Genomic DNA, 21656 nt, shown 5'->3' on the forward strand with positions numbered 1-21656 from the left:
GTCCTTGTGTTCCATACGTATCCCTCGTCTGCCGCATTTCCATGAATGCGGAAAGAGCGCCCTGTTCGTTGCCGTTGAGTCGGATGTCCGTTAGCCGGTCTTCGCTCCATCACACACAGCCACAATGTGTTCGGAAAGCCGCAAACCCAATCAGCACAGGTCGGCCAGCTCCTCGTGATCGAGCCAACTCCTAGTGAACTGGGAAGACAAATTATAGCGTCAAAAGGACAGTGCTCCCATTTCACTGGGAGCACAATTTGGAAACAGTCGAAGCCTTTGGGGCGGTCCTGCGCAAGCGCCGTCTCGCGGCAGCGCTGACGCAGGAGCAATTTGCCTTCGAGGCCAACATCCGGCGCAACTACGTCAGCATGCTTGAGTTGGGCCAGCACCAGCCGACACTCAGCATGCTGTTCACTCTTGCGGCCGCGCTGCGCTGCCATCCAAGCGACCTGCTGCTTGAAGTAGAAGAGCGGCTCGCGAAGGCTCGTGGGAAAGAACGACGAACACCGATCCGGCCAACGCAACGACGCGCACGCGCAACCAAGCGCACGCCAGAATGAAGAGACGCTCCGACGGTGCCTGTGAAAGGCGCCCTGCACTGCTGCCCCGTTGGGCTCCGTGCGAACAAGCGTTTCCCGACAGCATGAACATCGCTGCTCCATGCCGACGGTTCATCTGGGCGTAACCGGTGGAAGCCGGTTACGCGACGAATGGGAAGTGGATCGCATCGGGCCGGGATATCGCTTTCCCACTCACAGCTCGTGCGACTTTCCTCCAGAGGCAATCAGGGCTTCAGGGTAAGCCTTCGGCCGCCCTCTTCCCGGGCTGACCAGCGCTTGCTCGGGCTCAGCTGATTCGCGATGACTCGCAACTCGCGGCCCCATTCATGTCCGCTGCTCTCGCCCAGATCGCGCACGAGTCTGACCACCTTGACACGTGTACAACGTCGCAGCAGCCCAAGGAGACGATCGGCACGCAGGTTCCGCAGCGAATCAGCCAGATGCAGTGCCTCCTCCAGCGATTGGCCCTTTTCGCCGCGCTTGCCAATGTCGCTGGCAAGCTCGAGCAGCGCAAGTTCGGGTATGGATACCAAGACAGAGGAATTCTTCAGTGGCAGTGGCCTTAGACAGTCGGACAGGGAGAACTGGTCATCGAACAGCCGCGTTGTCTGATAGGTATGATGCATATGCTGTTTGACCCAGGCCGGAAAGCGATACGCCTGAAGTCCCCACAACGTTATTCGCGGCCGGAACGCAACGTTGTGGCGTACTCCCTGCCAGTCGAGCGCAGTCTTTCCACCAACATGGAGTCCAGCAATGTGTCGGCCCAAATACATCAGAATCCCTTCCGTTGTCGGAACGTCTCCCCTGAGCAGGTATGCCCCTTTTGACAGTCGCTGCAGCCACCCGGCAGTCACCAGATAATGAGTCTGCGCAGGGCTGATCCCCAGGTTTCTGAGCATCGCAGGGTCGAGAGGTTGTCCACGCGGCGCCTCTTGCATCAGAAGTTGTACGGCCTGCTTTGCCACAACAAAGCCCCCCACTCGCGTAACTTAACATCCTCAAATATACATTTATTGTTAGTTAACGCAAATAAAACACGCAATTGATAAACAGTTTTGCTGCCTACGATGAAGCGAACCTGTTCGACAGCTATTCGATGGGCGTCCATTCACTGCCACATCCCGCAGAAGCATGCCGCGGCGATCAACCGCTTCTACGAAGAGGCGCTTTATCCGTACCTGAACTTCCATCGGCCCTGCTACTTCGCGGTGGACACGATGGATGCACGCGGGCGCATCCGCAAGACCTACCCGACCGAGATGATCATGACGCCGTGGGACCGGCTGCACTCGATCTCACACTTCGAGCAGTACCGCAGCCCTCAGCGAGACTGCTATGGTCATGACGGATTCACAGGCCGCCCAGCAGCTTCAGGACATGCGCCGCAACCTGATTGCTTCGTTCCGTCGCAAACGGGCCTGAGGGGCGGCTGGTGGCTGCGGTAGAATCTGGGGGAGGGGAGTTGCCCACCGTCGTGCCGTGGACAACTCGCGCTTTCCCATAGAGATACAGCGCCCCCTGAACCCTGCACCACCTACAGATTCGAGCGCCTGTCAGGATTAGAAAGTACTTGGCCGCCGAGTTGGTTCTCAATCCAGAACCTCTTGCTCCGCGGTAAATTCCGACTCGGAAAGCGCAACTGCCAACTCGGCCCAACCAGCCTTGGCTGCAAACGCCCGCATGCGTTCGGCCTGGCCACCAGCGACTGGGCACCGCCGGTCTTCGAGGATGTCTGACGGACTCATTCTGTAAGGCTGCAACACATGTCCAGCGCGTCGGGCAGCTTCAGCGACGTTCGCCGCGATCCGGAATCCACCTTCGTCTACGTCCTCCCAGTGCAGTACCGGCGTACCAGCCGGTATACCAGCGCTCATCGTGATCGTCCCGGTGCGCGTCATGGCGGTCTCCACAGGCGGGAAAACCGCACCAGCATGCGCTACAGATCCGTGGGGTACGACATCTGTACTTTGCTCAGGTACGACACTACTACTTTGCTTCTATATGCGTGCGAGCGACAACTTTAATTATGTCAAATTAAATTGCGGGTGGATCTGGATTATCGTGCTCCGGCTGCACATGCCGCTGAACGCGTGCCACGCCTCGGGCACATCTGGCCGGCGGTCTGTTTTAATCAAGCCGATCAACGGGAACTCCGCTTCCAGTGATTCCTGCACTTCTTGAAGCATGGGCTACTCCGCCGCGCTCATTCGCCTGGAATTGTGCAGCAGGTTGTTGCACAAGTTCCTCGTCCGGCAAGCCTGCGCGAGCAAGCGGATATGTGACGCCTGATTTCCGCTGTGACTTACCTGTCTTCGGATCCAAGCACGGTCTCGTAGTCCTGGCCTCCATAAAAGACGCCCAAGATTGAGACAGTTTCGTCGTCCAGCAAGTAAGCGATGATCGCGCGCTTGCGGAAGTGCGTGATTCTAAGTCCCGGCAACAGGTCGTCGCGTGCGACCCCGCGAGCAGCGAAGGTCTGCAGTGACATGCAGAAGTCTACGATTGCATCGACATAACGTTCCGCGGTGATTGGAGCACCGACCCGTGCGATCCGTTCTTCGAGTTCCTGCAACTGGCCGAGTGCTTCAGGGGCAAACTGAACCTTCCAATTCATCCGCGACGCGCCCGGGATTTCTTGAGCTCAGCGCGCAGCTGATCGGCAGACAGCGCTCGCCCGGGGTCGTCGCGGAGTGCTTGCGCAGCAGGAACAACCTGATCGCGCAACCAGGCTTCGACTGCCCGATCCCGCTCACGAAGCACCCGGAGCGCATCTCGAAGCACTTCGCTGTCGGATGCGTAGTCGCCGCGAGCAACCTTGTCGCGGACAAAGTCCGCCATTTCATTGGGTAGCGTAATACTCATCTGCTGCGTCGTTCGCATCGGAGCCTCCCGGCACTGAATAGGATTAAATCCTACTCGCCAAGGACTTGTCATGCAACGATTCCCTGTTTAAAAATTGGGGACAACTTTAATAATGTGAAATTCAAGATTAGAAATGGAATGCCGCCATCGCGCTGGCGTCGGTTCAAGTAATTTTGTTCCCGTTTGTCCACGAGCGTGCGCATCGCGACCAGCGGCTGACTCAGCTTGTGAGTGACGCTCGCCGCCATCTGGCCGAGTAGGACGAGCTTGCCGGCCTACACCAGCTCCCCTACGTTTAGGCGTCACCCATCTTCAAGACATCTGAGTTCACACGCCGCCTTGCAACCTTGCTACCGCATCCCGCAACGCCGTCCTCAAGCCCTCTTCGACGACCGGATGATAGAAAGGCATCCCGAGCATATCGTCGACCGTAACCTGCATTTGCAAGCTCCACGCAAGCAGATGACCGATGTGTTCCGCAGCCGGGCCGAACCATTCCGCGCCCACGAAGCGCCGCGTCGCGCGGTCGATGTACACCCTTGCCAGTCCGCGGTTCTTCAGCATGACGCGACTGCGCCCCTGATCTTCGAAGCTCACTTCGCCTGCCACAAAACTGCCCGGCACGAGCTCGCGGTACCGTGCCCCGACCATGGCAATATGAGGGTCCGAGAAAACGATCGCGAGCGGCGCACGCCTCACGAGCGGCACGACATCCGGATACAGCGCGGCATTGCGGCCGGCGGCCCGGCCTTCGTCGGCGGCCTCATGCAAGAGCGGCAGGATCCCGTTCGCGTCGCCGGCAATGAAGACGAGGTGCGCGCCTGCTTGCAGCGTGTCGCGATTGAAACGCGGCACGCCATGACTGTCCAGTGCGAGCGATGTGTTTTCAAGGCCGAGGTCCGCAACGTTCGGCCGTCGCCCGGCCGCCGCCAGAACGTACTCGTAGCTGCGTTCAAAGTAACTGCCGTCGGCGCGCGCAAAGCGGATCTGCACGCCGCCCTCAACTGCCGTCGCGGCCTCGAGCATACCTTGCGGCTCGAAGTGGAACGCGTGCGCAAATGTCGAGCGCGCCTCCTCCACGATCAACGGGTCCGTCAGCGGTCCCACGCTGCCGCGGGCGCCAAACACGCTCACCTCCACGCCAAGGCGGGCGAGCGCCTGACCGAGTTCCAACCCGATCGCGCCCGGGCCAACCACCGCCACGCTGCGCGGCAGCGTCTGCCAGGCAAATACGTCGTCGTTCACGATGACGCGCTCGCCCACGCCACGAAGCACGTCGGGAATGACGGGAGTGGAGCCGGTCGCGATCACCACGCTCGCCGCCTCCACGAGCGTATCGCCGCCGACCTGCAGCAGCCGGTCGTCGATGAAGCGCACATGGCCGACCAGCCGGTCCGCTTCCGGCAGCGCGTGGACGCCGTCCACGACGAATCCGACGAATCGGTCGCGCTCGCTGCGCACCCGATCCATGACCGCCTTGCCGTCTACCCGCACCCCCTCGACACGAACGCCGAATGCGCCGGCGTGGCTCGCGGCATGCGCGGCTTCCGCCGCCGCGATCAGCAGCTTCGACGGCATGCACCCCACTCGCGCACACGTCGTGCCGTATTCACCGCCTTCGATGATTACGGCCGTGCGGCCTTCGGCTTTCGCGCTGCGGTAAGCCGACAGCCCGGCCGTCCCTGCGCCGATAACGGCGACGTCTGTACGAATGGTGCGCATGGCAATCTCTCCTGTCGAGGACTGGGTGCTGGAGCTACGGGTTACTTGACTGCCGGAAAGTCGAGCGTCGTGTCATTCACGCGATTTACGAGATTCGTGAATGTAATCGACGCGATGGCGAGGTTGATTTCGATGATCTGGCGGTCGGTGTAACCAACCGCCCGCACCGCATCGACAGCCGCCTCCGGCACCGTGCCACGCGTGCCGACCAACGTACTTACATACGTCACCAGCGCGTCGCGCTTCTCGTCGCCAGTTGCAACGCCAGCACGCACCTGCTTCATGTCATCGCTCGACAGTCCGGCCAGCTTGCCCATCAACGTATGAGCGGCGACACAGTAGTCACAGCCCACGTGTTCGCTGACAGCCAGCTTGATGACTTCGACGTCTGCCTTGCCGAGCGTGCTGGCAGCCACTGCGGCGTCGAACGCGAGCGCCGCGCTGAGCGCTTCGGGGCTGTGCGTGCCGACGGTAGCGTACGCATTGGGCACCTTGCCGACAGCCTTCTTGATCTTCGCGAACACTTCAGCGGCCGCGCCAGTTGCTTCTTCAGGGTGAATGGTGGTCAGACGGGACATGATTGACTCCTTCCTTCAGATTGGTGGGTTGAACTGCCTAGCCATGTCCTATGGCATGGGAGTCAGTGTAGGGATGCACGGCGAGTTCTTTAATGCCATAATTCCGCAACTTCATGCTCAAACGTCTCATATGGAACTGCTGGACCGACTGCTCTCGCTGATGCCGGTCACTGGACGGCTGGATGTGCGATGCCACTTCGGCTCGCCGTGGCGCATCGACCACCCGGAGTCGAATGACTGGGAATTTCCGTATCACGTGCTGTTGCGCGGCGAGGCCGTGGTGGAAAGCGACGCTGGAGGCAGAAGCGAACCGGCACTTCGCATGAAAGCCGGCGATATCGTGCTGTTTCCTTCCGGCAGCGCACACAGCTTGCGCGACGGCAGCGGCAATCCGCCCCGCCCGGCGCGCGAGCAGCACAAGGACGGCTTGACCATTGTCACGAACGGCAGCGCACGGGGTGGCGCCGATGTACTGTGCGGCCGCTTCGTGCTCCCGGCGGTGCCGCAGCAGTTGATGCGCGACCATCTGCCGGGGCGTTTGCTGGTGAGCAGCGTGAGCGAGGGCGACGGGCAGGCGCGCGACGCCGCGTTTGCAGCAACCAGGCTTGCCCGAGTCATTGAATTGATGCGCGAGGAGGCGTTTGAGCAACGCCCGGGCAGCGCGACGGTCGTGAACCAGTTGTCGGGGGCCCTGTTTGCGTTGACCCTGCGTTGCGCCTCCGATACTGACCAGGCGCCGCGCGGCCTGCTGGCGCTCGCGCAGCGACAGCGGCTGCAGCCAGCTCTCGCGGCCATGTTCGACGAACCCGGGAAGCCGTGGACGCTTCCTCAACTGGCTGAACTCTGTCACATGTCGCGTGCCACGTTTGCACGCCACTTCGAAGAAGCGATCAGCCGTTCAGCCAGCGACGTGCTCACCGAAATTCGCATGGCGCTCGCCGGGCGCAAACTGGCGCAAACAGGGATGTCTGTCGCGGAGATCGGCGAAGCGGTGGGATATCAATCGGATGCCGCGTTTCAGCGCGTGTTCAAACGGCAGGTAGGCATGACGCCGGCAAAGTGGCGCGCCCGTTCCTCAAGAACTGGCGAGCAGGAAAAAAGTCGAGACTGAGAAAGCTTGGCGAACCATCTCGAGAGCGAAGCGGACATTCGACGTGGCGAACGCCAGCGGGTTTCCACAAGCGCATGCTTCATTACTGCCCCCCGCCGCGCAAGGTTATCACCGACCAGCTGCGCAGTTATCCGGCCGCGAAGTCCAGGATCCCCGAACTTGCAAACGTCAAACATGTGTTTTTTAAGGCTGCAACCCGCGTGAACAATCGGGCCGAGAATAGCCATCAACCTAAGCGTGAACGTGAGCGGCGCTTGCGCGGTTTCGAGACCCAAAGCGCACCCAGGTGTTTCTCTCGTGCTTCGGACCAATCCGGCAGCACTTCGCGCTCAAGCGACACTTGCTGCGTGCTTCTCTCTACCGCAATCAACTCGCCCGGCGTTTCGACGCACGGCATCGATTCATCGAATTCGCCCAGAATCCGTCAGCCGTCTGAGCAACTACTCGTCCTCTGTAGATTTGCGCCGTCGATCAGCCAACGTGACAATTCCGCGGCCGCCCCTTTGATTGAGTCGGTTTCGAGACCGTGAGGGGGTTCCATGTTTAGTTCGATTGACACCAATCACGCGTCTAAAAATTCACTACTGTGAAAGGGGGGTACCGAGGCGCTTACTTTCCCCCGGCCTCACTGTGCACATCTCTGTCATTGACGGTCGTGTTGCACCGATTAGGCTGAGATAGTAGCGGCGACTAAATATAAAAAAGCGGCAACCGTGCACAACGGTTGCCGCTTTTTTTTCGCGCCGCCTGATAGAACTAGCGCGCCGCGTGCGTCGACTTACGCAGCTTTGCCACGTCTTCCGCCGTCACCGCCGGCGCGCCGTTGTTCCAACCCGCCCGCACGAAGGTCAACACATCCGCGATCTGCTGGTCGTTGAGCACCGGTGCGTATTTCGGCATCGGATACGGCGCGGGAATGCCGCCGATCACCAGGTCCTCCGTGCCGTTCAGCGTCACGTTGATCAGCGACGACGGATCCTTTTCCAGCACGTTCGGATTGCCGGACAACGGCGCCAGCATCGGCGCGAAGCCGCGTCCGTCGACGCCGTGGCAGTGCATGCAGTACGCCGTGTAGACACGCGCGCCTTCATTGTTCGCCGGACGGTTCAGCGACACTTTGGTCGCCTGCGGGTCGTACGTATAAGGCGGCGCGCCGGTGCCGCCCGCCGACGGCAGCGACTTCAGATACGTCGTCATCGCGGCGATGTCGGTGTCGTTCATGTTCTGCGTGCTGTTGTTGATCACGCTGGTCATCGAACCGAACGCCGATGCATGGCGATTCGCGCCGGTCTTCAGGAACGCCTGCAGATCCTGATCGTTCCAGCGGCCCAGACCGACGTTGTGCTCGCCGGTCAGGTTCGCCGCGAACCAGCCGTCGAGCAGTCCGCCGGTCAGGAACGCGCTGCCGCTTTCATCGAGCGCCTTCTCCTGGAACGCGATGCCGCGCGGCGTGTGACACGAGCCGCAGTGCCCGAGCCCCTGAATCAGATACGCGCCGCGATTCCATGCCACGTCTTTGCCCGACTTGTCCTGATAGACGCCTTTCTCCAGGAACACCATGTTCCAGAACTTCAGCGGCCAGCGCATGTTCAATGGCCACTTGATGTCCGGCTCGCGGTTCGCCTGCTGCACGGGCGCCACGCCGCTCATGAAATACGCGTACAGCGCTTTCATGTCGTCGTCGTTGACCTTCGCGTACGACGGGTACGGCATCGCCGGATAGAGATTGTGGCCGTCTTTCGCGACGCCTTCGCGCATGGCCCGCGCGAAGTCCTCCTCCGTGTAACCGCCAATGCCGGTTTGCGGATCGGGCGTGATGTTGGTGGTGTAGATCTGGCCCATCGGCGTGGTCATCGGCAGGCCGCCCGCAAACGGCTTGCCTTTCGGCGCCGTATGACAGGCGACGCAATCGCCGACCTTCGCCAGATAGGCGCCACGTTGCACGAGCGCAGGATCGGCGGATTGCGCGGCCGCCTGCGCCGGAGTCTGCGCGAACAACGGCAGCGTCACGCTCAACGCGACGGCAAAACCCTTCAGTGTGTTTTTCATATCGGGCTCCGGTCAGGCGGTTTGCAACTGGCTGCCGACGGGCAACTGCCGCAGCCGTTTGCCGGTGGCCGCGAAAATCGCGTTGGTCAGCGCGGGCGCGAGCGCCGCCGTGCCGGGTTCGCCGATGCCGCCGGGCGCCTCGCCGCTCTTCACGATATGCACCTCGATAGGCGGCGTCTGATCGATCCGCAACATCCGGTAATCGGTGAAGTTGTTCTGCTCGACGCGGCCGTCCTTGATCGTGATCTCGCTATAGAGCGCCGCCGTGATACCGAAGATGATGCCGCCCTGCACCTGCGCCTCCACCGTGTTCGGATTGACCACCATGCCGCAATCGACCGCGCACACCACACGCTTGACCGCCACCTCGCCCTGATCCACCGCGACATCCACGACGATCCCGAAGAAGCTGCCGAACGCATGCATGACGGACACGCCGCGCCCCTGCCCCTTCGGCACCGCGCTGCCCCAGTTCGCCGCCTGCGTGGCGACGTTGAGCACGTTCAACGCGCGCGGCGTCTTGCCGAGCAGATCCTGACGGTATTTGACCGGATCGACTTTGGCCTGCGCCGCGAGTTCATCGATAAAGCTCTCCACCACGAAAGTGCCGCGCGTCGGTCCCACGCCGCGCCAGAATGCGGTGGGAACCGCGTGCGGCTCCTGACGAACGTAGTCGACCAGTTGATTCGGCAAGTCGTACGGCAGGTCCGAAGCGACTTCGACCGCATCCGGATCGAGCCCGTTCTTGAACGCGGGCGGCGCGAAACGCGCCATCACCGAAGAACCGACGATGCGGTGCTGCCACGCAACCGGCTTGCCGTTCGCGTCGAGGCCCGCGGAAATCTTGTCGTAGTAGTACGGCCGGTACATGTCGTGCTGAATGTCTTCTTCGCGTGTCCAGACCACCTTCACCGGCGTCGATACCTGTTTGCCGACCTTGACCGCCTGCGTGACCATGTCGAATTCGAGCCGCCGCCCGAAGCCGCCGCCGATCAGGTGGTTGTGCACGACGATCTTGTCGGCGGGCAAACCCGTGACCGCCACGGCGGCGTCCACGACCCGCGTCGGCACTTGCGAGCCGAGCCAGACATCGCAGCCGTCGGGGCGCACATGCACCGTGCAGTTGATCGGCTCCATGGTGGCGTGCGCGAGGAACGGCTGCTGATAGACGGCGTCCACGCGCGTCTTGGCATTGTTGAATGCACTGCCGACGTCGCCGTCTTTACGCGCCACCGCGCCGTTGCGCTGCGACGCGTTCGCGAGATCGTCGACGATCTGTTTCATCGAAACGTTCGCGCCCGCGCCTTCGTTCCATTTGATCACGAGCGCCTGCACGCCGCGCTTCGCGGCCCAGGTGTGATCGCCGATCACGGCGACCGCGTTGTCGATCTTGATGACCTGACGCACACCGGGGATCTTTTTCGCGTGGGTGTCGTCGACGCTCGCGAGCGTGCCGCCGAACACCGGACAATTGGCAATCGCCGCATAGACCATGTCGGGCACGCGCACGTCGAGCCCGAACTGCGCGGTACCGTCCACTTTCTCCGGCGAGTCGAGGCGCTTCGCCGGCGTGCCGATCAGCTTGAAGTCCTTCGGGTCTTTGAGCTTGACGTTCTGCGGCGCCGGCAGACCGGCGGCCGCGGTGACCAGCTCGCCATAGCCGATGCTGCGCTTGCTGGCCTCATGAATCACCTGCCCGGCCTGCGCATGGCAGCTCGCCGGATCGACTTGCCATTGCTGCGCGGCCGCGCTGATCAGAACCGTGCGCGCGGCGGCGCCGGCTTTACGCATCGGCTCCCACGCATAGCGGATCGAGGTCGAACCGCCCGTGAGCTGGCCGCCGAGCAGCGGGTCCATGAAGAGCTTTTCGTTCGGCGGCGCGTGGTCGACGGTGATCGAGTCGAGCGGCACTTCGAGCTCTTCGGCAATCAGCATCGGAATCGACGTATAGACGCCCTGGCCCATCTCGACCTTCGGAATCACGAGCGTGACCTTGCCCGCAGTATCGATCTGGATGAACGCGTTCGGCGCGAACACACCGCTTTGCGGCGTTTCGACACCGTCGCCGCCAATCACCGATTTGCCGGCCTTCTGATCCTGGCTGGCGGCCGGCATGCTGAAGCCGAGCAGCAGGCCGCCACCGGCCGCCGCCCCCACCGTCACGCCGAACTTCAGAAAGGTGCGGCGGGACAATCCACCCGCGGCCCGCGCGCCGCCTTTCGAAGACGCGCCGCCGTTCTGTGCATCGAGCAATCCCTGGGACATGTCAGGCCCCCTTCGCGGCTTGCTTGATCGCCGCGCGGATGCGGTTGTATGTGCCGCAGCGGCAGATATTGCCGGCCATGGCCGCGTCGATGTCCGCGTCGGTAGGATTGGGGTTGCTCGCGAGCAGCGAAGCCGCCGACATCACCTGCCCGGACTGGCAGTAGCCGCATTGCACCACGTCCAGTTGACGCCATGCCTGCTGCACTTTCTGACCCGCCGGCGTGTTGCCTACCGCTTCGATCGTGGTGATCTTGCGGTCGCCGACGGCCGCTGCCGGCAACACGCACGAGCGCACCGCCACGCCGTCGAGATGCACGGTGCAGGCGCCGCATTGCGCGATGCCGCAACCGAACTTCGTGCCGGTCAGGCCGACCAGATCGCGCAAGACCCACAGTAGCGGCATGTCGGGTGGCGCGTCGACGGTATGCGTCTGGCCGTTGATATTGAGCGTTGTCATTGAGCGGCTCCGGGTGGGGTTGTTGTTTTGTGAGTCTGTTTAGACCAAGACGTTAAATCAAAGGGCAGGATTGTTGCGTTTGTTCGAAAAGATGCAATAACACTAAAATTCCCGCAGTCGCGCGCCAGTCGGCCGGTTTGGCCACATCCGCGGCATGCTGGAAACATCTGGCAGAGTGTAATCGGTGAGAGAGAGCTCCGTCGCTTCAATGGCCGCTATTGCCGCGGGCCTCGGGGCCCTGCGTCGAAGAGGAACGCTTCGAACATGAAGCAATGCACCGAGAAACAATCCGTGACGATGAATACAGAGGCATCGCACGGGTGTAGTCGCGTCCTGAATCGATGGCTTCATGATCGAAGCGAGCTACGACAAGTTCCCAGTTTCGCCTTCGCCGCAACGGACGCTCGCGAAATGGTAAGGCTAGCGGTAGCCAGCGCGAGAAAAAGCAGCGAACTGGCGATCACTCCAGTGAAACCAAGCGCCGGATAGATCCATGCTGCGACAGCCGAACCGAGGGCAATCCCACAGAACACAAACGACGCGGTCAATGCCAACGATACGCCACGTAAGTGCGGCACGAGTTCCACGATGCGTCTTTGCTGCGAAGGCCACAGCAGATCGGTCGCGAACGCCCACGCCGTCAGCGCGACGAACAGCCATTGCACGCTCGGCGATGCAAACCAGAGAAAGACGAGGTCCGCCGCAAGCAGCGCGAGGCCGGCTAGCAGCATCGTTTCCGAGCCATAGCGCCGTGCTGCGCGGGTCACGAACAGATTGCCCCCGACGCCTGCCACGCCCAGCACAACAAGCGATGTCGACACCGTTCCAGGCCCCGCATGAAAGACGTCACGGATGATGGGCGCAATGAACGAATACGTCGAATAAACGCCTGCCGCAATGAAGAACACTACGAGGAACGCGGTGAGGGTGTCGACGCGCGTCAAAAGCGAGACGACCGTCGCGAGCCTGACGTGCTCGCCTTCGCTGGAGTCGGGTACCACCCACGCGATGAGTGCTGCGGTCGCCGCGCCCACCACTCCGACCGCCAGGAACAGCGCTCGCGCACCCCATGCGTGAGCGACCCACGCGGACAGCGGCATGCCAACAAGCCCTGCGACGCTCAGTCCGAGCAGGACGACAGCGATCGCACTGCCTTGGTGCTCTCGCTCAACCAGGCTCGAACCCAACGCGCCGAGCACGGGGCCGATAAAACCCGCGCCGAGCCCCATGAGCACGCGCGAAAGCAGGAGCACGCGATAGTCCGGCGCGGCGGCGAACAACAACGCCGAAGCGCTGAAGAGTGCCAAGCCGATCAACACTTGGCGACGCCGGCGCAAGTGTCCGAAGCCCACTTGCAGCAGCGGCGCGGCAAAAGCGAACGTGACGCCGAACACCGAAATCAAATAGGCACTTTGCGAATCGGCGAGCCCCCATTGACGCGAGATCGAATCGAGACTCCCGACGACGGACAGAGCACCCGTTGCTTGCACAAAATACGCAAGGCTGAGCGCCCGGAGCGCGCGCGTGGTCGGCGCGGAAAATGATGTGGTCATGAGTGTTCCAAGATTGAGGCGCACGGCATCAAACGCCGAGCGGGTACCGGACGACATTCGCCGCGACGAAGAGCACGACCGCAGCAACGATCAGCCAGTCCGGCGTTTGACGCAACGGACGCGCTCAGCGGTTCAGCACCGGCGTAGAGCTGCCTGCGTTCGCGACGCCGGTGTGTGGACTCGAAACCGCATCCTTCATCGTGGCGACGATCTTCTCGCCGCTCAGCTGCGTCGTGGCTCGCCAACAGGAAGAGGCCGATAACGAGCGCACGCTTGACCGCGCGCAACTCGTCGAGCGTCGACATTGCGCGGTTCGCTGTGATGTTCGGCTCATCGCAACCCTGATTTCGAGGGCGCGCGAGCGTCAGGCGACGGGGATCGGGTTGTCCCGCAGCGAAAGATTGAACTGGTCGACGAACGCGTGCTCGTTCGGTCCAGCGTTGTCGCGCAGCGGCTGCGCGACGCTGACGACCACCTCTGTCGTCGCCGTGGCGAGCTTGTCCATTGTCTCAGCGATGAACGCAGCCAACGGCATCGCTCGCGGGTCGCCGCTCTTGTGGACAAGATCCGTATCGACCCACGGCGGCGCGATTTCGAGTACCCGCACGCTGGTGTCACGCAGCATGAAACGCTGCGACATTGAGTACGAATGCAGCGCGGCCTTCGTCGCCGAGTAGAGCGCAGTGGTAGCGAGCGGCACGTAGGCCAGCACGGAACTGTTGTTGATGATGTACGACTCCGGCTGTTGCTTCAGATGCTCGACAAGTGCCGCGCTCAGCCGAACAGGTCCGAGCAGGTTCGTGTTGATCAGATGAACAGCTTGCGCGTCGTCGAGTACGCCGCCAGCATCGTCGAACGGCATGATGCCCGCGTTGTTGATGACAACGTTGAGCTTCGGATATTTCGCGATGAGCTGTTGCGCGACCTGCTGGATCTGTGCGCCATCGGCGATATCGAGCTCAATTGTGTCGATGCCCGGATTCGCACTTGCAACCTCGTCCAGCAACGCCTTGCGGCGCCCAGCGACGATGACCTTGTTCCCGCGGCTGTGAAAAGCTTCGGCGAGCGAACGGCCAATGCCCGAGGTTCCGCCCGTGATAAAGACTGTGTTGTTTGTGAGTTTCATTATTACTGCTCCTTTGACGATGAAATGCGAATGGTGCTTAGCGCGATGCCGCATAACGCGGCGCCGGTGTGTTGGTCGACAACAGGTTTGACATCGCCCGCCGGGCGTCTGCAAAGTCCTCCCACCTGGCCACGTCTTGCAGTGACGGGATCGTCACGAGTTCGCTGCGATCAAACCCGACCAGTGCGGCATCGACCATGTTCCCGGCGGACATCACGATCGACTTGTCGAGGCTTTCGAGCGGAAGGCCGCCTGTCTGCCAGAAATCGGTGGCCGTTGCGCCAGGCAATACGGCCTGCACCTGTATGCCCTTACCGGCCAGTTCATGATGCAGCGACTGGGTGAAGGCGAGCACGAATGCCTTGCTACCGCCATACACGCCGTTGAGCATTTCCGGTGCGAGCGCCACGATCGACGAGATGTTGATGACGGCGCCCTTGCCACGGGAAAGAAAGCCCGGCACAGCAGCGTAGGTGAGGCGCATCAAGGCCGTCACGTTAAGGTCGATCATGCGTGACATCGCGTCGACGTCGCTATCTACGAGCGGAGTGTGCGTGCCGATGCCTGCGTTGTTAACCAGCAGAGTGATGCTCGCGTCCTGCCGCAGCTTGGCTTCGACACTCGTCAGTGCAACTCCGTCGCCGAGGTCAGCGTCGAGAATCTCGACGTTTCGCCGGGTGTCGGTCGTGATGCTGCTGGCAAGCGTCATGAGCCGTTCACGGTTGCGTGCAACGAGCAAGAGGTCGTAGCCCCGACGCGCGAGACGGTCGGCATACACCGCGCCGATTCCCGACGAGGCGCCCGTGATCAACGCCGTACCCAGATGTGTTTGCGTCATGCTTTCGCTCCTGTTCAGAAGATGGTATGCGCGAATTGTGGAGCAAACAGCATGCGGTGCAAACGACGTAGAAGGTAGTGTTTTAGGACATTCTCTTTGAACCCGCAACGGATATGCTTCGCGCTGGATATCTGCTGAGCGCTGGATATCTGCTGAACGATGTTCTCACCGGTTCGCATCCTGCGTCTAAAGCCATACCGAGGTATAGGTTTCATGATCCGTTTAGGCACTCCTATACCAACTGCAAGACAGTTCCACACGATATAGCGCTCCTGAACATTTCCCCAGCGTGACCCACCCTCGCGCAAGAGTGCATATTTCAGAGCGAAAAACTAACGACCGCGAGCGGCGCGCCCGTGCCAGCCAATCAGAATTCGATGACAGCGGGCAGTCGCAGCCCCGTCGTATTGCAAGACGTCTGGCTCATGGAGAAGCTCGCTCGCTTCGACCGCGACGTGATTCTGGAGCGTCGCGTTCACGCGAAGGGGCCATGCGCCTTCGGCACGCTGAAAGTTACATATGACGTTTCGCGTTACACGAAGGCGAAAGTGTTCACCCAGATCGGTAAGGACACGCCGCTTTTCATGCGCTTTTCGACGCCAACGCGCGGATGGTATCAATCGTCTCGCTATCGGTGACCCAGCGATGTTGCCCAGTCCGGTTCGTCGGAGTTCGAGTTCAATGTGTTGGCCTCGCTGCCTGTGAAGAAGCGCTCGGATGATGTGGTCCGGCTTCGTAACCAATCTCCTTGAGAACAGTACGCAAGATACGTCTTTTGATTTCGAAGGTACTGGCCGGGTGATTCCAAAGCCGGGACAGGTCCATTCCGAAGCTTATGAGTTCGTCGCGAGCGGCGTTCCTGAGTGAATCTACCGGCTGTTCGCGCAGCGGGTCGAGTTCGCCGGTGCGCTGGGCTTGAGTTGCTACCGCATCGTTCCAGAGGGGCTCCGGCTCGGCGGCAAACAACGGTTTTCGTGGTTATCGGGATCGATGGCGTCCAACGAGTCGCGAATGGTGTTCTGGGTGGGGTGCACATCGAACAGCTGCGCCAATTCGGCTTGCGTCCGCTCACCCTCGACCGCCCCCATCGCCACATTCGCTCTGAACGCGGCCGGATGTGTCCGCCGGGCTCTCTTCGCCATCTGCCTGGTCCCTTTGTCGACCTTATCGCCGGCTCAGCCCAGAACGTTCCTCTAATCCGGCTGTCCGAATTTGCGCGGCCCCTCTAGTTTTATATACCACCTCGATTTTGCTTCGCGCTACCCGGCAGCATTCGCTTGAAAGAACCGGACGCCCGACGCGTTAATTCCTGCTCTCCTCGGAGATTTCGACCACGCGTTGACTATGCCCGGCAGCTACACTCCGCGTTCCATGCAGGAAGCTGCGTGCGAAAGAAGCAGCCTTAGAGATTGTCGCTTCGAAGAGGGCGGGTACTTCGTTCCGTGATGCAAATGACCGGCGAAGACAGAGGGCACCGCAATCCCCGACGCCTAGCCACGGATCCGACCGTTTCACCGAGGCCGATCCCCTTTCTTCCCGGTTATACCGAGTTTGCACGAGTCACTCGGCAACTCGTCTTTGATCCGGCGATCTGGCTCCAGATAGGGATCTCAAAGTGGATGGCGGCAGGTCGTAACGCGCCAGGTCGCCCCCCTCGTCGCACATGCCAAAAGTCCCAAGAGTTGCTCATTACCCGGTCACCCGTTCTAACGAAAAGACCCTGCTGCAGGGTTTTCCATGCCTTGCGCCAACAAATGGCGGAGTTCTATACTCGCAACCGTCAGGCTCCTTACGAATTGAGAAGGAGGCCGTGACTACCTAAACGGGAGATAACCGGCGCCGCCGGATTCACGAGGGCGCAGGTGGGAAGGAGCGAATGTGATGAGCAATATGGAAGGCACTGCGCTGCGAAACGAGCAGTCGACAGCGCGTCCCGTTGGACTGAGCGATGACTGGATTCTCGCGGACACGCAAGCATTTTCGCCGCTCACTGCTCGCGAGCGCACCGTTTGTTTGGGCATCCTGACAGGCTATACGTCAGAGGCAATCGCGCTTAATTTGGGGATTTCGATCAACAGCGTGCTGACCTATCGGAAGCGCATTTACGAAAAGCTGCGTATCACGTCTCAGAACGAGCTATTCATGCTCACGTTCCGACACTTGATAACGCGAAGAAGCGTCGAAGTGCCATCGGGGAGTGCCTAAGCGGGCCAAGTGCGACACGCTGAGTCGCGGGCCGTGTGAGAAGCGTAACAACTGTCGCGAGTGCAATGACTCTGGCGGCGGTCACCCGGCTTACCGCACAGTTTCGCTAGTCGCTTCCGCGCGATCAGCCAGATGATTGAGCAAATCTGTCAACGTCGTGAGTTCACTGCCATCAATGCTTCCAAAAGCGTGAGACAGTCGCTGGCAATGATCGTCCATGATTCGCTTCAGACGTGCGCGTCCCTTCTTGCTAAGCCGGGCACGCAGATTACGCCGGTCGACAGAATCCTCCACACGCTCGACGAAGTCGTCTTTTACGAGACCATCAATGAGCCCGGAGACAGTGGCACGTGTCACCGATAATTGGCTGCCAAGTCGCGAAAAACTTACTGCTTCGTCGCCCGCCGCCCAGATCAACATCAACACGCCCATCTTGGCCGGCGTCAAGCCAGTGTCCGCGAGCCAAGCGGCGAACGCGTTGTCCATGCGTTGCGCCGTCCGACGCAATGCATAAATAGCATCGAAAATCACCACAGGCAAATCCGGATAGTTTTGGTGATAACGCGCCGTCCACGTCGGCGGTAGCGCATATTGCCCGTGCTTGATTAGTGGATCTTTCTTTGCCATGCGATGGAATTGAATCTCGGAACGTGGGTCGGGATCAGAATCAACACAAGCATACTATCTTTTGGATAGGTTCGACGCCGCCTCGGTTCAACACGACAATGATTAATCTTCTTCAGGCTATGAGCGTCTTCGATCGGGTCGCCCATACCGGCAGCTTCGCACAGGCAGCGTCGCAACTTAATCTGTCGACTTCGATCGTGACACGTCACGTGGCCAACCTCGAAGCGCACCTTGGCATCCGACTGCTCCAGCGCACGACCCGCACGGTGGTCCTCACCGAAGCGGGAGCGCAGTATGCCGTGGGATGTCGTTCCGTACTCGCCGAAATTGAAGACATCGAATCTTGCGCGACAATGACATCTCGAGAAGTAGCAGGCGACTTGAGAGTGGTAGCGTCGGGAAGCTTCTCGCTGTTTCAGCTTGCGCCGTTTTTTGCCGCGTACCAGACGCAATACCCGCGAGTCGGTCTGAACGTAACTCTGACCGAACAGCACGTTGACATGCTGGACGCCGGCTTCGATGTGGGAATCGTCGTTGACCGCATGGTCAGCTCCTCGTCGCTGGTCGCCAGGCGATTGGTTCGTGCGGCCAGAATTCCTGTCGCATCACCGCGCTATCTTGCAGACGCCGGTTCGCCGATTGTGCCAGCCGACCTTGTCCGGCATCGTCTCCTTTGTCCGCCCCAAGAGACGGGACTGCAGCATTGGACCTTCGCCAACGACACCGAAGAACGGGTGCCGTTCAATCCCTCTTTTACTGTCAACAATGCAATGATGCTCAAACAGGCGGCGCTCGCCGGGATGGGCGTGGCCGTTCTGCCGGTAAGTCTTGTCGCTGACGACCTGATGGCGGGCAACCTGATCCGCCTGCTACCAACATATCGCGTTGCTAATGGAGACGTCGAAATCGCTCTCGTCTACCCAAGTCGGCAGTTTGTCCCACAGAAAGTACGAAGTTTCATTGATCTCGCCGTGACTTACTTCGCCTGACGCCAGCAGCGAATCGCCAGGCTATTGCTGCGTCCGGCGGGCCAGCGTTTGCGGCGCGGTAAGAGAGCGCACGTCCGCGCCGCGCGCATGCGCCAACTGCGCGGACGGGTAGTTCGAATCGTTCATTGGCAACACGCCGGCCTTTTCCGCCGAAAGTAATTCCGCCTGGACCTCTGCACGGCTTAGCCCATTTTCCCGTATGACTGTCGCAGCGACCGGCTCTGAACCGGAACTGGTTTGTGCAAGGACCGTACCGCTGCATGAAAGCAGCCCGAGCCAGACGGCAATGTTTCTTTTCATGACAGATTTACTCAAGCCCTTACCGAATTGATTTCTTCCAAGTATAGGGCTTTGAGTTCAGCAAGTGGCCCCGTCTTTTGCAATGCATTGCGAACATTGTGGCAATAATCGCCTCCTCCCCGAAATTCGCATCTCCGCCGGCTGGCGGTTGGCATGCCGCGATACCGGCAATGGACGCGGGATGAGCACCCAGGTTCGACGAGATACAAGTCCCGGACAAAATCAATTCGAGGCCTGCGCCGCGTATAAATTTGCCTCTCGGGTCTTACTGGATCAGGGTTTTCCAGCGATTGCAACCACTATCGTGGTGACTATACTTAAATCGTTAGGCCCCATACCAATATCGCTCGCGCCCTGCACTTCGCGAGTTCGTATTCGCGAGAAGCTTCGTGATGCCCGGATACCCGGACCTTAACCGCCCCCCTGGAATGGACGATGAATGCTCCAAAGCCAATGCCTCTGGCACTGCTGCTGACGACAACTGGTACCCACAGCGCCGGATGGCGTCATCCGGGCGTCCAGACTGACGCTGCGACCGACTTCAGCTATTTCAGGAGGATTGCGGAAAACGCGGAGCGGTCCCGCTACGACCTTCTGTTTATCGCAGATTCGCTCTATATGAGTCATGGCGAGCGCGGGGGAGCACGCCGATACCCGCGCCATCCTCATCTGGAATTCGAACCGCTGACCTTGCTCTCCGCACTGTCGGTCGTTATGCGAAATATCGGTTTGGCCGCCACGCTTTCGACAACCTATTCGGCGCCGTACACCACCGCCAGAACGTTTGCGTCGTTGGACCACCTGAGCGGCGGACGCGCTGGTTGGAATGTTGTTACGTCACAGTCGGATCTCGAGGCACGCAACTACGGACTGGACATTCACGCACAGCATGCGGACCGCTATGCCCGCGCCGCAGAATATGTCGATGTTGTAAGGCGTCTTTGGGATAGCTGGGAAGAAAGTGCTTTAATCGGCGACAAGGAAACGGGCGTTGCAGTGGACACCAGAAAGCTTCACACGTTAAACCACAGGGGCAAGTACTACGCCGTGCAAGGGCCACTCAATGCGCCGCGCCCACCTCAAGGACATCCCGTGATTATCCAGGCAGGATCGTCGGGCCCAGGACAGGACCTTGCAGCCGCCAGCGCCGACATCGTGTTTACCGCACAGGCGAATAAAAGCAATGCACAGCAGTTTTACAGATCGTTGAAAGGTCGTCTTGCGGCACGCGGACGTTCCCCGGACTCGCTGATTGTCATGCCGGGGGTCTACGCGGTAGTGGGTGAATCCGAAAAAGAAGCGCAGGAAAAATTTGCGGAACTGCAGTCACTCGTTCATCCTGAAGTGGGGCTTGAACTACTGGCGAAGCTGCTCGGGAAGGCAGATTTTGACAGCATTGATATCGACCAGCCGCTCCCTCCGATCGCCGACGTTAATACGTCCAAGAGTCGACTGGATATGATCCGCGCGATGGGACTCGACGAGAAGGTAACCGTTCGCGAAATCTATACGCGTCTTGCACCGGGGCGGGGCCACTACACGTTGGTTGGCTCCGCGCAACGGGTGGCCGAGACCCTGATGGACTGGCATCGTGACGATGCTGCTGATGGATTCATGCTGATACCGGGCGTCATGCCCCAGGCTCAAGACGATTTCGACCGCCTCGTCCTACCAATCCTTCGAGAACGCGGTGTCGCCCGACGCGAGTATCAGGGCACAACCCTGCGCGAGAACCTTGACCTCCCGAAACCCACCAATAGCTTCGTCGGCACCCCCGCCCAATGATACGGGGTCCTGGGAGACGGCGTACGTCGATGAACTCGCTTTGCTCACAGGACGCCCTTCGCATGCCACAGTCACCGATGGATACCCACCATGCAGCCAGCAATTGAAGACGAATTTCGCGACGCCATGAGGCGTCTCGCTGCCTCCGTGAATATTGTGACGTGTTATAGCCGTGGCCTGCGGTACGGCATGACAGCAACTGCGGTCACGTCGCTCTGTGCTGATCCACCAGCGTTGCTGGTGTGCGTGAATCGCACCAACATCTTTCATGCGGCGTTACGTAATGCGTCGAGCTTTTGCGTGAACATTCTGGGTACACAGCACCGGGACGTCTCGGCTGCGTTTGGCCGCAAGACCGTCCATCCAACCGAAAAATTTGCTGTCGGCAGGTGGGCAACCAACCCAACCGGACTACCTTACCTTACCGATTCGCAATCAAACTTATTTTGCACAGTCGCATCGGTCTTTTCGTACGGCACGCATGACATCTTCATCGGTACCTGTGACAGCATCGTCAACGCCGATGCGAGCGCGCCGGTCGCGCCGCTTCTCTATGCAAATGGACGTTACGCATCGGTTGCAGAGTTACCTTCGTGATAAACAAGAAAGCATTCGCCGCGCTAAGC

General features: G+C 60.4%; 23 protein-coding genes and 3 pseudogenes. 9 read left to right on the forward strand and 17 right to left on the reverse strand.

Annotated elements, in window-relative coordinates:
• Positions 1-257 precede the first annotated feature (257 nt).
• Positions 258-560, forward strand: coding sequence for a helix-turn-helix domain-containing protein (locus AC57B1_RS06430; protein WP_046565375.1), 303 nt, complete (start codon positions 258-260; stop codon positions 558-560).
• Positions 561-784: 224 nt separating this feature from the next.
• Here the strand turns inward: AC57B1_RS06430 and AC57B1_RS06435 are convergent, their stop codons facing one another.
• Positions 785-1528 (reverse strand): type IV toxin-antitoxin system AbiEi family antitoxin domain-containing protein, encoded by a 744-nt coding sequence (locus AC57B1_RS06435; RefSeq protein WP_496416995.1) that lies wholly within the window; start codon positions 1526-1528, stop codon positions 785-787.
• Positions 1529-1630: 102 nt separating this feature from the next.
• On the opposite strand from AC57B1_RS06435, the gene AC57B1_RS06440 reads away from it, so the two are divergent.
• Entirely contained in the window at positions 1631-2008 is a 378-nt protein-coding gene (locus tag AC57B1_RS06440) for a hypothetical protein (protein ID WP_496416996.1), read from the forward strand.
• A gap of 144 nt (positions 2009-2152) precedes the next feature.
• Here AC57B1_RS06440 and AC57B1_RS06445 read toward each other — a convergent pair whose 3' ends face one another.
• The 6 genes from AC57B1_RS06445 to AC57B1_RS06470 all read right to left on the reverse strand — a co-directional run bounded on the left by AC57B1_RS06445 (position 2153) and on the right by AC57B1_RS06470 (position 5725).
• Positions 2153-2461, reverse strand: coding sequence for a hypothetical protein (locus AC57B1_RS06445; RefSeq protein ID WP_496416997.1), 309 nt, complete (start codon positions 2459-2461; stop codon positions 2153-2155).
• Positions 2462-2587: 126 nt separating this feature from the next.
• The gene (locus AC57B1_RS06450) at positions 2588-2749 is read right to left on the reverse strand and encodes a hypothetical protein (protein ID WP_496416998.1); all 162 of its coding nucleotides are present in this window, start codon (positions 2747-2749) and stop codon (positions 2588-2590) included.
• A gap of 116 nt (positions 2750-2865) precedes the next feature.
• Positions 2866-3177 (reverse strand): type II toxin-antitoxin system RelE/ParE family toxin, encoded by a 312-nt coding sequence (locus tag AC57B1_RS06455; protein WP_095423370.1) that lies wholly within the window; start codon positions 3175-3177, stop codon positions 2866-2868.
• Positions 3174-3443 (reverse strand): type II toxin-antitoxin system ParD family antitoxin, encoded by a 270-nt coding sequence (locus AC57B1_RS06460; protein ID WP_496416999.1) that lies wholly within the window; start codon positions 3441-3443, stop codon positions 3174-3176. The genes AC57B1_RS06455 and AC57B1_RS06460 overlap by 4 nt, the downstream gene beginning before the upstream one ends.
• A 309-nt stretch (positions 3444-3752) precedes the next feature.
• The gene (locus AC57B1_RS06465; protein ID WP_496417000.1) at positions 3753-5147 is read right to left on the reverse strand and encodes a dihydrolipoyl dehydrogenase; all 1395 of its coding nucleotides are present in this window, start codon (positions 5145-5147) and stop codon (positions 3753-3755) included.
• 41 nt (positions 5148-5188) lie between these two features.
• Positions 5189-5725 carry a carboxymuconolactone decarboxylase family protein gene (locus AC57B1_RS06470; RefSeq protein WP_496417001.1) on the reverse strand — a complete coding sequence of 179 codons (537 nt, stop codon included), beginning with the start codon at positions 5723-5725 and terminating at the stop codon, positions 5189-5191.
• A 73-nt stretch (positions 5726-5798) separates the two neighbouring features.
• On the opposite strand from AC57B1_RS06470, the gene AC57B1_RS06475 reads away from it, so the two are divergent.
• Both AC57B1_RS06475 and AC57B1_RS06480 read left to right on the forward strand, forming a co-directional pair.
• Positions 5799-6836, forward strand: a complete 1038-nt coding sequence (locus AC57B1_RS06475; RefSeq protein ID WP_496417044.1) for a cupin domain-containing protein — start codon at positions 5799-5801, stop codon at positions 6834-6836.
• A 62-nt stretch (positions 6837-6898) separates the two neighbouring features.
• Positions 6899-7272 (forward strand): annotated as a pseudogene (locus AC57B1_RS06480) (DDE-type integrase/transposase/recombinase); the annotation flags it as partial.
• 320 nt (positions 7273-7592) lie between these two features.
• Here AC57B1_RS06480 and AC57B1_RS06485 read toward each other — a convergent pair.
• From AC57B1_RS06485 to AC57B1_RS06510, 6 genes are all read right to left on the reverse strand, one after another.
• Complete coding sequence (locus AC57B1_RS06485) at positions 7593-8885, reverse strand: c-type cytochrome (protein ID WP_496417002.1); 1293 nt, start codon at positions 8883-8885, stop codon at positions 7593-7595.
• A 12-nt stretch (positions 8886-8897) separates the two neighbouring features.
• Positions 8898-11150: a xanthine dehydrogenase family protein molybdopterin-binding subunit gene (locus AC57B1_RS06490; protein ID WP_496416238.1), complete on the reverse strand. Its 2253-nt coding sequence runs from the start codon at positions 11148-11150 to the stop codon at positions 8898-8900.
• Position 11151: 1 nt separating this feature from the next.
• On the reverse strand, positions 11152-11607 hold the full coding sequence (locus AC57B1_RS06495; RefSeq protein WP_091801759.1) for a (2Fe-2S)-binding protein: 456 nt from the start codon (positions 11605-11607) through the stop codon (positions 11152-11154).
• A 347-nt stretch (positions 11608-11954) separates the two neighbouring features.
• A complete protein-coding gene (locus tag AC57B1_RS06500) occupies positions 11955-13160 on the reverse strand; it encodes an MFS transporter (protein ID WP_496417003.1) in 1206 nt (401 codons plus the stop codon).
• 364 nt (positions 13161-13524) lie between these two features.
• Positions 13525-14286 (reverse strand): SDR family oxidoreductase, encoded by a 762-nt coding sequence (locus AC57B1_RS06505; protein WP_496417004.1) that lies wholly within the window; start codon positions 14284-14286, stop codon positions 13525-13527.
• A 37-nt stretch (positions 14287-14323) separates the two neighbouring features.
• Complete coding sequence (locus tag AC57B1_RS06510; protein WP_496417005.1) at positions 14324-15124, reverse strand: SDR family NAD(P)-dependent oxidoreductase; 801 nt, start codon at positions 15122-15124, stop codon at positions 14324-14326.
• 314 nt (positions 15125-15438) lie between these two features.
• Between AC57B1_RS06510 and AC57B1_RS06515 the strand changes: the two are divergent.
• A pseudogene (locus AC57B1_RS06515) lies at positions 15439-15723 on the forward strand (catalase); the annotation flags it as partial.
• 79 nt (positions 15724-15802) lie between these two features.
• Here AC57B1_RS06515 and AC57B1_RS06520 read toward each other — a convergent pair.
• Positions 15803-16090 carry a hypothetical protein gene (locus AC57B1_RS06520; RefSeq protein WP_496417046.1) on the reverse strand — a complete coding sequence of 96 codons (288 nt, stop codon included), beginning with the start codon at positions 16088-16090 and terminating at the stop codon, positions 15803-15805.
• 44 nt (positions 16091-16134) lie between these two features.
• Positions 16135-16266 (reverse strand): annotated as a pseudogene (locus AC57B1_RS06525) (transposase); the annotation flags it as partial.
• Positions 16267-17005: 739 nt separating this feature from the next.
• Here AC57B1_RS06525 and AC57B1_RS06530 point away from each other — a divergent pair.
• Entirely contained in the window at positions 17006-17329 is a 324-nt protein-coding gene (locus AC57B1_RS06530; RefSeq protein WP_408186863.1) for a helix-turn-helix transcriptional regulator, read from the forward strand.
• A 90-nt stretch (positions 17330-17419) separates the two neighbouring features.
• On the opposite strand, the gene AC57B1_RS06535 is transcribed toward AC57B1_RS06530, so the two are convergent.
• Positions 17420-17956, reverse strand: a complete 537-nt coding sequence (locus tag AC57B1_RS06535) for a MarR family winged helix-turn-helix transcriptional regulator (protein ID WP_496417006.1) — start codon at positions 17954-17956, stop codon at positions 17420-17422.
• A gap of 98 nt (positions 17957-18054) precedes the next feature.
• Here AC57B1_RS06535 and AC57B1_RS06540 point away from each other — a divergent pair, with 98 nt between their 5' ends.
• The gene (locus tag AC57B1_RS06540; RefSeq protein ID WP_496417007.1) at positions 18055-18945 is read left to right on the forward strand and encodes a LysR family transcriptional regulator; all 891 of its coding nucleotides are present in this window, start codon (positions 18055-18057) and stop codon (positions 18943-18945) included.
• Positions 18946-18966: 21 nt separating this feature from the next.
• Here the strand turns inward: AC57B1_RS06540 and AC57B1_RS06545 are convergent, their stop codons facing one another.
• Positions 18967-19245: a DUF4148 domain-containing protein gene (locus AC57B1_RS06545; protein ID WP_408186866.1), complete on the reverse strand. Its 279-nt coding sequence runs from the start codon at positions 19243-19245 to the stop codon at positions 18967-18969.
• Positions 19246-19680: 435 nt separating this feature from the next.
• Here AC57B1_RS06545 and AC57B1_RS06550 point away from each other — a divergent pair, with 435 nt between their 5' ends.
• Both AC57B1_RS06550 and AC57B1_RS06555 read left to right on the forward strand, forming a co-directional pair.
• Positions 19681-21030: an LLM class flavin-dependent oxidoreductase gene (locus AC57B1_RS06550; protein ID WP_496417008.1), complete on the forward strand. Its 1350-nt coding sequence runs from the start codon at positions 19681-19683 to the stop codon at positions 21028-21030.
• A gap of 90 nt (positions 21031-21120) precedes the next feature.
• A complete protein-coding gene (locus tag AC57B1_RS06555; protein ID WP_408186868.1) occupies positions 21121-21627 on the forward strand; it encodes a flavin reductase family protein in 507 nt (168 codons plus the stop codon).
• Positions 21628-21656 lie beyond the last annotated feature (29 nt).

This window comes from Paraburkholderia sp. BGA-UO-ETr-F21 (assembly GCF_059567925.1).